This is a genomic window from Microvirga antarctica (assembly GCF_017921815.1).
Classification (GTDB): domain Bacteria; phylum Pseudomonadota; class Alphaproteobacteria; order Rhizobiales; family Beijerinckiaceae; genus Microvirga; species Microvirga antarctica.
The window spans coordinates 111,409-123,230 of sequence record NZ_JAGEMM010000001.1 but is presented as its reverse complement, the minus strand read 5'-3'; the positions used below and the strand labels follow the sequence as shown (position 1 = coordinate 123,230).

General features: G+C 62.5%; 10 protein-coding genes. All 10 read right to left on the bottom strand.

Annotation, left to right across the window (positions count from 1 at the left end):
• Window positions 1-60 precede the first annotated feature (60 nt).
• A complete protein-coding gene (locus tag J4G32_RS00670; RefSeq protein WP_210482967.1) occupies window positions 61-1,434 on the bottom strand; it encodes a PepSY-associated TM helix domain-containing protein in 1,374 nt (457 codons plus the stop codon).
• 80 nt (window positions 1,435-1,514) lie between these two features.
• Entirely contained in the window at window positions 1,515-1,907 is a 393-nt protein-coding gene (locus J4G32_RS00665) for a hypothetical protein (protein WP_210482957.1), read from the bottom strand.
• Window positions 1,908-2,151: 244 nt separating this feature from the next.
• Window positions 2,152-2,949, bottom strand: a complete 798-nt coding sequence (locus J4G32_RS00660) for an MBL fold metallo-hydrolase (RefSeq protein WP_210482955.1) — start codon at window positions 2,947-2,949, stop codon at window positions 2,152-2,154.
• Entirely contained in the window at window positions 2,946-3,755 is an 810-nt protein-coding gene (locus tag J4G32_RS00655) for a TatD family hydrolase (protein WP_210482953.1), read from the bottom strand. The genes J4G32_RS00660 and J4G32_RS00655 overlap by 4 nt, the downstream gene beginning before the upstream one ends.
• Window positions 3,756-3,836: 81 nt before the next feature.
• Window positions 3,837-5,150 carry a family 1 glycosylhydrolase gene (locus tag J4G32_RS00650; protein WP_210482951.1) on the bottom strand — a complete coding sequence of 438 codons (1,314 nt, stop codon included), beginning with the start codon at window positions 5,148-5,150 and terminating at the stop codon, window positions 3,837-3,839.
• 44 nt (window positions 5,151-5,194) lie between these two features.
• Entirely contained in the window at window positions 5,195-6,742 is a 1,548-nt protein-coding gene (gene metG, locus J4G32_RS00645; protein ID WP_210482943.1) for a methionine--tRNA ligase, read from the bottom strand.
• Window positions 6,743-6,786: 44 nt separating this feature from the next.
• The gene (locus tag J4G32_RS00640; RefSeq protein ID WP_210482941.1) at window positions 6,787-7,848 is read right to left on the bottom strand and encodes a DNA polymerase III subunit delta'; all 1,062 of its coding nucleotides are present in this window, start codon (window positions 7,846-7,848) and stop codon (window positions 6,787-6,789) included.
• Window positions 7,838-8,512 (bottom strand): dTMP kinase, encoded by a 675-nt coding sequence (tmk, locus tag J4G32_RS00635; protein WP_210482939.1) that lies wholly within the window; start codon window positions 8,510-8,512, stop codon window positions 7,838-7,840. Before tmk ends, J4G32_RS00640 begins: the two co-directional genes overlap by 11 nt.
• Window positions 8,512-9,729, bottom strand: a complete 1,218-nt coding sequence (locus J4G32_RS00630) for a D-alanyl-D-alanine carboxypeptidase family protein (protein ID WP_210482937.1) — start codon at window positions 9,727-9,729, stop codon at window positions 8,512-8,514. Before J4G32_RS00630 ends, tmk begins: the two co-directional genes overlap by 1 nt.
• Before the next feature lie 420 nt (window positions 9,730-10,149).
• Entirely contained in the window at window positions 10,150-11,175 is a 1,026-nt protein-coding gene (locus tag J4G32_RS00625) for a septal ring lytic transglycosylase RlpA family protein (RefSeq protein WP_210482935.1), read from the bottom strand.
• Window positions 11,176-11,822: the final 647 nt, after the last annotated feature.

Here is an 11,822-nt window from a genome sequence, read left to right as displayed (position 1 = left end):
CGGCTCGGAGGGCTCTGCTACGCGAACGAGCAGAGCCTTCCGAGGCGGCATTCCGCAAATTCAGGCCGCTTTTTCCCGACGTCTCGCAGCCAACGTGAGGTCAAGGATCACCATCACGATCAACGAGGCTCCGACGAGCGGGAACAGGATACCGCCGATGAACAGGATCGCGATCACTCCCTTCATCACGCGCGGATCGTAAGGGGCGGGCGGCACGCCCAATGAGCCCGCCGGGCGTCGCTTCCACCACATGACGGCCGCCGAGGCCGCCAGCAGCACGATGGCGGCGCAGACCACCAGCAGGAAGAGCTGGTTTGCAAGCCCGAACTGCTGTCCCATATGGACGTTGATGCCAAATTCCAGCCATTTCGCCACCGGCCCGTAATCCGCATAGCTCATGTCCAGCAGGGGCTTGCCGGTATATTGGTCGAGGTGCACCACGCGCTGTTGCGCGAGGTCGTCAGGATAGACGGTACCCGTATAAACTCCTTTCGGCTTGGTTGGCAGGCTCACGGCAAAGCCCGCGTGCAGCCCCATCCGACCGAAGGCCGCAACGGCCGCGTCAAGGCCGACAGGATCGGTCGGGCGGGCAGGGGTGGCGGATTCGGGCAACCGCGCCTGCTCCAGCGACCACGTCTTGGGCCCGGTCTGCCTGAGCGTATCGTCCGACATGGGAACCCCTACATAGACCCCGGTGGGATAGCCAAAATTGGTCCCGTTCGCCCATTCGTTCACCTTCTCGCCCCATACCCCGGACCAGGGCATGCCAGTGACCGCCAGGAAGACGATAAAAAAGCCGACGAAAACGCCCGTGACCGCGTGTGTATCGCGCCAGAAAACCCGACGTTTGGGGGTGCCGCGCACAGACACCACGCCGCCGCCCTGCCTTCGCGGCCACCAAAGGTAAATCCCCGTCCCGACCAGAAGGATGGCCCAGCCTCCGGCGATCTCGATGGCACCGCGGGCGACAGGACCAAAATACTTGAGGCTGTGGAGAGTGCGAACGGTCCACATGACCGTGCCCCGGTCGGGAAGAGACCCCAGGACCCGGCCATCGTACGGATTGATATAGACCGCAAGGCGTTGGCCCGTCGCGGCAGCAACGGTGACCTCTGCTGACGATCCGGGCGTCGGCGGATCGGTGTATTTGACCGCTTTGCCCGGATGGGCCGACAGCGCCGCGGAGACCATCGTGGAGGGGGCGATCCGGCTGGCGCCTTCTGTGACGGCGACCCGCTTGAGGTCGGCGTGCACGACCGCGTCGATCTCGTCGCGGAACAGGTAGAGAGCGCCGGTGAGGGCAAGCGTAATCAGGAATGGCAGGACAAGAAGGCCTGCATAGAAGTGCCAGCGCCAGACGGCACGATAGAGATCGGACGATCCGCTTTGAGCGCGCGCGCCAGCGCGACCCAGGCTCAGGGTTTGGTCAGACATGATGATTGCTCGGATAAGCGTCGGAGGACGCGCCATGAAACGGGCCGCGCAAAGGCAGCCGGTGATTTCGGAGGCAGAGATCAGCCGATGCGGGGCGGCGCTCGGGCTTCCGCCACATGGAGCGGCAAATGCCGCGTAGCCGGCGCCGTCACCAGACGGGCAGGCCAGGATGCCTGCGGTGCCCGCTGGATGCCAAAGGTCGGTGCATGGGCAGGAAGCGCCGCAACGTGCGCGCCGGAAAGCTGGCAGACGATTGCGCAGAGTGTGTGACGCTCTCCGTCACCCGGCGCGGCTGGGCCGGCGGCAGGATCAGCCGAGGGAATACAGAGCGTGCCGACATCCATCGGCAGACCCACCACGCGGCCTTGGGCGAGGGCGCCCGCCAATCCCTGGAACATCAGGAGATACGCAAACGCGGCGGCCGCAAAGCCTCCGGCCGCGCGATGCCCCAGGACGCGTCTCACAAATCTCATGCCGGCCTTATGCCATCTGGGAACCGGGGAGTCAGGATAGGCGCGGACTTATCCAGAAGAACTTGGACCATCCATATTTCGCATAAGATATATTATGGAACTTAAATTGCTCAATCAGTGGAATAGGTTATCAATTTGCACCCTTCGCGGTGCCGTGTTCTCACATCGCGTCCGAGCCGCTTTATGACATTCCGTTGCTCCACCGACGCTCGCTGCCGCCTGGCGAACCGCCCGGGACAGGTTCTCAGATCGTCGCGAATTGCAGGCCGTCATAGGCAGGCTCGACATTTGCCGGGAGTTGCGCCCGGAGGGTCTCGAAGTCGAGGTCTGTGTGGAGATTCGTGAGAATGGCGCGGCGCGGCTTGACATCCGCAATCAGGTCCAGGGCTTCCTCGACAGAGAAATGGGTCGGATGTGGCGTATAACGCAAGGCATCCAGCACGAGGATGTCGAGGTCGCGCAGCATCTCCACGCTGTGGGCCGGCATTTCGCTGACGTCGGGCGCATAGGCGAACCGGCCGATCCGGAAGCCATAGGCATCGAGATCGCCGTGCACCATGCGGAATGGCGTTGCCGTAATGGGTCCGCCAGCGCCCGACAATGTTGTGGGAGCGCCATTGTCGAGGCGGTGCGCCTCGAGGATCGGCGGGTAGCCGCTTCCCGCCGGCGACTCGAAGCAATAGCCGAACCGCGCGAGCAGGAGTTCGCTCGTCATGCGGTCCGCGTAAACCGGGATCTTGCGACGCATGGTGATCACCAGTGGCCGAAGGTCATCGATCCCGTGGACGTGGTCGGCGTGCGAATGCGTGAACAGCACGCCATCGAGATGGGAGGTCCCGGCCTCCAGCAGTTGTTCGCGAAGATCAGGCGAGGTGTCGACGAGCACATTGGTGGTCCCGCCCCCATTCTTCTCCTGCACCAGAATGGAGCAGCGACGACGTCGGTTGCGGGGGTTTTCGGGATCACACGCCCCCCATCCGCCGCCGACCCTCGGGACCCCGCCCGATGATCCGCACCCCAGGATCGTCACATGGGTTGTCATGAGGCCGCCGCCCATCCGGTGGCTGCGTCGATCGCGCGTGCCTTGGCAAAGAGCCGGTAGAAATTCGCCGTGGTGATGCGGGCGATTTCAGCCTCGCTGACGCCCGTCACCTCGCCGAGAACGCGGGCCGTCTGAGCGACATAAGCAGGCTCGTTGGTCTTGCCCCGATAAGGCATCGGCGCGAGATAGGGCGCGTCGGTTTCCACCAGAAGCCGGTCTGTGGGGACGGAAGCTGCCACCGCGCGGATATCCTCGGAGTTCTTGAAGGTCAGGATCCCCGAGAAGGACACGTAGAGACCGAGATCGACTCCCACGGCGGCGAGGCGCGCGCCAGACGAGAAGCAGTGCAGAACCGCGTCGAATCGCCCTCGCCCCATCTCGTCGGTCAGGATCTCGATCATGTCATCGTCGGCGTTGCGCGCATGGATGATCAGCGGAAGGCCGGCCGCACGCGCGGCCGCGATATGGGTCCGGAACACCTGACGTTGCACATCGCGCGGACTCTTGTCGTAATGGTAATCGAGCCCGGCCTCGCCGATGGCGATGCAACGCGGGTGGCGGGAAAGGTCTACCAGCCGGTCAGCGGGGATGTCCGGCTCGCTGGCGGCGTTGTGCGGGTGTGTGCCGATCGTGAAGAAGATCTCACTGTGGGTATCGGCCAGCGCGCGATAGACGTCATACCGCGCCACGTAGGTCGAGATCGACACCATCCTGCCGACGCCTGCTGCTGCCGAAGCGTCAAGCACCGCGGGAAGGCGGTCGAACAGATCCGGAAAATCGAGATGGCAATGGCTGTCGACCAACATGCGCGGAAGCCCCTCCTCTGTCGACGGAGCACCCGCCCTCGCCTTCATAAGACCGATCCGACCGCGCCGTCCACCGTCCCGTCAGCCTGCTGCCTTATGGATGTCGTCCTTCGTGGTTTTGCAGATACGCTCGAGGACCTGCTCCTGGTGACGCAACGGCAGCGGCGCTTGGTATTCCTGGGGAAGGATCAGCGGAAGCGTCAGGCAGACGCTCTGGGCCGGCAGCACGTCGCCCCAATCTGCGATGAGTTGCTTGTAGGATCGGCCGACCGGCCGGATGTTCCGATCGAGATCGTACAGTCCCACCGGGCAGACGCGGTTATTTTCCTCGCGGAGAGCGGTGTCCCAGTCGATCTGGTCGGTCAGCGAATACCAGGTGAATCCCATGATCGGCACGCCGGTATTGCGGACCCGCAGAACGTTCGCCCAGTTCTTCCACAACCAGTTGACCGCCTCGTCGCCATTGGGACCTTCCATGAAGTTGGTCTCCGTATGCATCACCGGCAACATGTAGCGGTCGTAGTATTGCCGCGTGATCTCGTCGTAGCCGAAGATATCGCCCGCCGCGACCGTGGACCCGTTGGCGGCAACCCGGTGCTCGTTGGTGACGTAGTAGTCGTTGCCCATGATGCAGTGGTGCCGCAGGGACGAGCGATCAAGAAAGAAATGATACTCGCTACGGCTCATGCCGTTATCCATCAGAAATTCGTACATCTCCGAATCCACCCGCCGCCCGTAATTCAGGTCGAGCGACAAGAACCTCTTGGAATTCATGACCTCGGCGGGTTGGATCGCAGCGGGATTCTCGGCGTGGAAGTATTCGGACGACTCACTCTGGACAAAGATCGCATCGGGGCGGACCTCGAGGATCTTCTCCATCGCCAGAACATTGGCTTTGACCAGATGCTTGAGCGCCGTCACGAAGGCGGTGTCCGACCGCAATTGCTCGTTCCACCATCCATAGGACGCGGAAAAGAGCGCGCAGACGTACATCTCGTTGATCGGCGTATAAAGCTGGACCCATGGAAACCGGATCGCGAACGCCTTCGCATAATCGGCGAAAATCTGGGGAAAATCAGGGTTCTGGAAATTGCCCAGCCAGTCAGGGACGCCGAAATGGCAAAGGTCGACGATGGGGATCACGTTGAGCCGTTTCAGCTCCGCGAAGGTCATGTCGGCGAAAGACCAGTCATAGCGGCCGGGGCCGACGAGGGTCGTGTGAAGCGGCGGTCCGTAGCGCAGGACCTGGATGTCGAGCTCAGCGAGGAGCGAGAAATCCTTCTGCCAGAGCTTGTAGTGGCCGCACTTTTCCATCTCGTCGATGCGGGTGCGGCCGTTATTGATGGTCGGGATGCTGTTCTCGATCCCGGTGGCGAACATGAAGGTTGTGAACATCTGTGCTTTCGCTGAAGGGCGCGGGCCGCGTCGTGCGGAAGCGTCTAGGCCTCTGCCTCGATGTAACGCGGGAAGATCGGTTGCGGTTGCGGAAGGCTCTGCCCGGGGACAAGCCGGTGGTCGGGCCCGACGCGCACCAGCATTCGATCCTCAGGCGCGATCGCCAGGAGATCCAGGAGCTTGCTGGCCGAACTTGGCATGAAGGGCTGGGCCAGGATGCCAACCGCCCGCAGAACCTCGGCTGTCACGTACAGCACCGTCGCCATCCGGACCGGATCATCCTTGCGAAGCTTCCACGGTTCGTGGGCGGCAAAATAGCGGTTGGCATCCGCGACCACCGCCCAGATCTCCGAAAGCGCGGTGTGGAGCGCGTAATCCGCCACAGCCGCCCTCGCCTTCGCGGGCAATCCATCCGCCAGCCACAGCATATCCTGGTCGGCCTGGGTAAAGGCCCCTGGCTGCGGCACCGCTGCTTCGCAATTCTTCGCGATCATCGACAGGGAGCGCTGAGCCAGATTTCCAAGGTCGTTGGCGAGATCCGCGTTGATCCGGTTGACGATCGCCTCATGAGAATAATTTCCGTCCTGACCGAAGGGCACTTCTCGCATGAAGAAATACCGTAGCTGGTCGACCCCATAGGTGTCGGCCAGGGTGAACGGGTCGATGACGTTGCCAACCGACTTCGACATCTTCTCGCCGCGGTTGAACAAAAACCCGTGGCCGAACACCCGCTTGGGAAGCGGCAAGCCGGCCGACAACAGGAAGGCGGGCCAGTACACCGTGTGAAAGCGGACGATGTCCTTGCCGATAATGTGGACGTCCGCCGGCCAGTAGCGCCACCGCTCAGACGTCTCGTCAGGAAAGCCGCAACCCGTCAGATAGTTTGTGAGCGCGTCGACCCACACATACATGACATGCCTGGGGTCGTTGGGAACCGGCAGGCCCCAGTTGAAGGTCGTACGGCTGATTGACAGGTCCTGCAGGCCGGAGCGAACGAAGCTGACGATTTCATTGCGGCGCGTGGGTGGGCTGATGAAATCGGGATTGTCCTCGTAATGTTGGAGCAGCCTGTCCTGATAGGCCGAGAGGCGGAAGAAGTAGCTCTCTTCCTCGATCCATTCGACCGGTGTGCCGCTTGGAGCGCGGAAGCTCCCGTCAGGCTGCCGGGCCAACTCGGCCTCGTCGTAATAGGCTTCGTCCCGGACAGAGTACCAGCCGGAATACTTCGACAGATAGATGTCGCCCCGCTCCTCCATCCTGCGCCACAGCTCCTGGGTGGCGGCCAGATGGTCAGAATCCGTGGTGCGGATGAATCGGTCGTACGATGCGTCGAGACGATCGGCCATCGCCTGGAACTTGGCCGCCATTTCGTCGACCAACGCCTTGGGCGTCGTGCCGCTGCGGTCCGCCGTCTGCTGGATTTTGAGGCCGTGCTCGTCCGTGCCGGTCAGAAAGAAAACGTCGAATCCGTCGATGCGCTTGAAGCGCGCGACCGCATCGGAGGCGACAATCTCATAAGCGTGACCGATATGCGGCGCGCCGTTGGGATAGGAAATGGCCGTGCTGATGTAAAATGTCTGTCTGTCGGCCATGGGGCAACCTTGGTGTCGATCTGAGGCGTGAGTGCGTACAGCCATCAGGCGGTTCGTCGCACGGCATCCGCCAGATCGTCGAACAGTCCGAGGATGAGAGGGCGACGGTCGAGATTATAAACGTCGATCTCGCGCGCTTTCCGGGCGATCTTGTCACACACCTCTACCAGCGGCGCAAGGCGGGCAGCGCCCAGGCTGGCGCCCTCCTGCAAACGCCGAGACACCCAGCGTTCCACCGTATCCAGGGCAAGCTCGTAGTTGTCTTGTGCATCCCGTCGAGCAAGGCTCTCGCTCAGTGCGAGAACCTGTTTCGGATCGGAACCGGGCAGGCGGTCGAGAATTCCCTGAACCTGGCCGATGAAGGCGACCTTATCGGCGTCCATGAGATCGAGCGTCCGCCGGACGGAGCCCTCCCCTAGCTGCATCGCTTCGTTCATGACCGCCGCCGGCACATCGGTCCAGGGCGGCCCGATCGCGTCGATCGAGGCAGCGATGTCGGCCGCCCCGAGCGGCCGCAGCAGCAACCGTCGGCAACGGGAGCGGATCGTGGGAAGCACCCGTTGCGGCGCATGGCTCACAATCAGAAAGATCGAGCGCGGGGGCGGTTCCTCGACGACCTTCAGCAATGCGTTCGCACTGGCGACTGTCAAATCCTCGGCGCTGTCGACGATACAGACCCGATAGCCGCCATCGGCCGCCGTCGAGCCGAACATGCTGAGCGCCTTGCGGACCGCCTCGACCGGGATAGTTGTGGTAGCGGCTTTCTTGTCAGTCGCCGGGGCTCGGCGAAGCACTGCGAGATTGGGATGCGAGAGGACCGCGACCTGACGGCCGACCCGCGAATCCGGCGAACAGTCGAGGGTCTGGATGGATCGATCATGGCTTTTGACAGGGTCCAGCAGAGCCCGGGCAACCCTATAGGCAAGGGTCGCTTTTCCGATCCCCTGAGGCCCGCCGATGAGCCAGGCATGGTGCAGGCGCCCATCCCGCAAACCATCGAGAAAGGCCGCCTCGCCCTCCCCGTGGCCGAAAAAGGCAAAGTTCTCGCGGGGGTGCGGGGCCCCCGCAAATCCGTCCGGCTCGGCTTCGCCTGCATCACGCGACATCCGCATTCCTCTCGCGCTGGCCGGCAAGGCGCGGCAACTGGGAACTCACAATCTCCCAGATTGCTCCTTCCACATCATCCGCCGAGCGGTCAGCGTCGATGACCGCGCACCTGTCCGGCTCTGTCCGCGCAATCGCCAGAAACGTCTCGCGAAGCTTGCGGTGGAATGTGAGATCTTCGGCCTCGAACCGGTCGATCTCCTCGCTCCTCGTCTCGCGCCGGGCCCCCGCCCGGGCCAACCCCGTTTCCGGCGGCAGATCGAGGATGAGGGTGAGATCGGGCCGCAATCCGTTAAGGGCAGCGCGCTCCAGACTCCGGATCAGCGCCGGTTCCACCTCCCCCGACGCACCCTGATAGGCACGGGTGGAATCGGCGAAACGGTCGCACAGTACATGCGTCTCAGCCCGCAGCGCCGGGGCGATGGTGTGGTCGATGTGATCGATCCGGGCAGCGGTGAACAGCAAGGCTTCGGCAAAGGCTCCCAGGGGCTTCGCATTCCCTGCTAGGATGAACGCGCGGATGTCCTCCGCATAGGGCGAACCACCGGGCTCGCGTGTTGCCAGGATTGTCTTTCCCATGCGTTCGAGACGGCTTTTCAGGCGCGCAATCTGCGTGGATTTGCCCGCGCCCTCCCCGCCTTCGAACGTTATGAACTTTCCCGCCATCAGATCCCGCTGAACACGTCCGAGACCGCGCGCCGGACCCACCCGGTGCTGATCTCCAGAAGACCGTCGAAGGCCCGCTGCCGCATGGTCCCGACTGCCACATCCTCGTTAGCGAAAAGTGGCATGTCGAGGGCTTTCGTGTCGCCGCGGTTGACTTCGATCCGGGCCACTTGCGTGCCCTTCTTGATGGGGGCCCGCAAGGGGCCCTGATAGATGATGCGGGCCGAGAGCCGGTCGCCCTCTCCCCGATGAACGAGTACACGAACCGGTCGCTCGGCGACAAGCGGGATGGAACGTTGGTCCCCACCGAAGACCTGTGCCTCGCCGACGACCTGACCCGGCGCAAACAGCGCGAATTGCTCGAACGACCGAAACCCCCATTCAAGGAGCTTGCGCGATTCCGTCGCCCGGTCGCGGGCGGTCTTCATGCCATTCACGACCACGATGAGGCGCTGCCCGTTCTGGACCGCGGAGCCTGAAAGCCCGAAGCCCGACTCGTCGACATTGCCGGTTTTCAAGCCGTCCGCGCCGATATCCATCGCCAGCAAAGGATTGCGGTTCAACTGACGGATCTTGTTCCAGGTGAATTCGCGCTCGCCGAACATTTTATAATAGTCGGGATAGGTTTCGATGACGAAGAGTGAGAGCTTGGCGAGGTCGCGGACCGTGACCTTCTGGTCCGGCTCCCCATAGCCCGTCGCGTTACGGAAATTCGATTTCGTCAGGCCAATCTGGCGCGCCCGCTCGTTCATCAGCCGCGCGAAGTTCTCTTCCGTCCCCGAGATTCCCTCCGCTATGGCGATCGCGGCATCATTTCCCGATTGGATGATCAGACCACGGAGGAGGTCCTCCAGGCGCACCATCGTGTTCACTTTGGCGAACATCGCCGATCCGCCGGACCCTGCCCCGCCCTTCTTCCACGCATTGACCGAAATCGTGAACTCGCTGTCCATGGTGAGGCGACCCGCCTTCAGGGCGTTGAAGACGACCTCGGCCGTCATGATCTTTGCCATGCTTGCCGGGGCCACCAGATCATCGGCGCCCTTTTCGAACAGAACTGCCCGTGTGTCCGCGTCCATCAGAATTGCCGTTGGCGCGGTCGTCTGAAACGATTGGGCAGAAGCGCCGCTGGCGATTCCGGCAGCCAGTACACCGGAGCTGAGAAAACCTAGCCCGATCAACGTCCAAAGCCCTGAAATGCGTCGCTTGCCAGACATGCCAACTCTTCCGTTAGGAGAGTTTGAATCTGTAGCATGCCAGCGGCGCTTCAAGGCAACGCTTCTTGGCAGATCGGAAACGTCAGAGAGCTCGGTGCGGTGGCTCACACGGGGGGCGCACACGAGCAAGTGAGGCCGAAATGGTCCTCGAACGAGGGCGCGCGAATCCGCGCCGCATGGTTGATCGAGCCGCAGTGAGGGCTTGTTTTCCGCCGAATACGGCCAGCTGCCAGGGAACGAAGGGCGCAAGTTGACGACGCCCCGCTCCTGCAGGGTGCCTGTCTTCAACTGTCGATGAATCAAACCCTGCGCGCCCGACAGCAACCGAGGCCTTACAGTCCTGATATCCTCAACGGCATATCAGTTGAAGGCTGCGCAGGCCCTCGCCTGCGGCATCGGTCCTGGCAGTTGACGCTGTCCCTAGCGCGTCAGGAATTTCGAACGGTCAAGAGACACGAACCCGCTGCCCTTCTGCATAGCCCGAGACGTCTCTGTCTCAGCATAATACAAGCCGGCTACTGTTGATCGTGCCTGGCCAGCGCCCGTTGACACGGCGCTCACGCGGACCGGCGTAGCAGCGCTCGGAATGGTCCCAAGATCAAAGGGGCGCTCCGGAGGAAGCGGTGCGGAACGGGCCATCGACGTGTTCACAGGGTCGGCAGCCGTGGCGACACGCTGGGAGGCGAAGGATTGGACCGGCTCGGCTTGCTCGACAGCCTCAGGAGCCCGCGCGACAGTCGCCTCGCGCATGGGGGCCGGGCGCGGCGTCGCGTCTGCAAGCATCGTCGGCAGCGTATTGGTCAGCGCGGCCGGCAGCCCGTCTGTCCGCAAGCTGGAGAGCAGAATCCGATCGTCGCTGCCATTGGTCGAAGCGCGGCCGACATAGTCGACCCGGACACGCGCGGTGCCCTGATTCTTGAAGCCGAGTGCGGTGGCAGCCCGCTCGGAAACGTCGATGATCCGGTTCCCGTGGAAGGGTCCGCGATCGTTCACGCGTACGATCATCGAGTAGCCGTTCTGGACGTTGGTAACCCGCGCATAGCTGGGAAGCGGCATGGTCGTGTGGGCGGCGGCGACCGAGCCCCGATCAAACACCTCCCCGTTCGCGGTGCGGCGCCCGTGGAAATTCGATCCGTACCAGGACGCGAGGCCCTCGCTCTTGTAATTGGGGTTTGCACTCGGAACGTAGGTCCGGCCCGCAACGGTATAGGGCTTTCCCAGCTGCTCGCGGCCGCCGCCCTTCGGCACAGGGTCGCCGTCACGAACCACACGCGGGCTTGGCGCGACGCCGTATTTGGGGTCGATGCCGCCTTGCATATTGGATGAGCAGTTTGCGGCCATCAGCGCAATGGCAGTAACGCCTGCGAGGCGGACGAGAGGGGACCAGCGGCAGGCAGCAATGGAGCGGGTCTGACCGGTTCTCGGTTCGGCGCGTTCTGAAAGCATCTTGGTTTGCATCCCCTTGCCCGCCCAATAGACGGCCAGTTTCGCAACTTCGGAATAGCCCCATGCGTGGCCGTCCAGAGGCTAAAAGGAGATGAAAGGCATGGAGTTGTCAACGTAAGGGCCAGGGAACGACCGTAAGGTTGCAGTTATAGTAAAGATGATGATTTTTCAGGTGGATAACGGACGTTTTGAAAGTCAGATGCGAGAACAGTCAACGATGAAGGCCTTTGCCGGCCTCTGCCCGCCACCACCTGTCTGCTGCGACCCTCCGGTTCCGCAAAGAGAAATGAGGCAGGAGTAAAATATCGTTAGAACAAGAACTTAGCGGGCGTTAATCGCCGAAGCACCGATTCTTTAGCAGCGTTTTGGCTGAACTCATGAACCAAACGAAAGCGCGCCTTAACCGTGTCTCACGATCCCTGTCGCTTGCGGCGCTCATCGCCTCTGTTTTTCGCCGACTGACGCCTTTCAGCCACACCTGCCCCACGGAAGCCACATGCTGCCACATTCAAGAATCGCTTCGATCTGCTTCCGTCACCCGTGCACCCCCATCGACCTGCGGAAGCAAAAACCTGTCGGAGGCTGACTTAAGCTTGCGGTTGACTACGCCGGTGAACCCACCATAGACAGGCACTCGCTCGCACTGT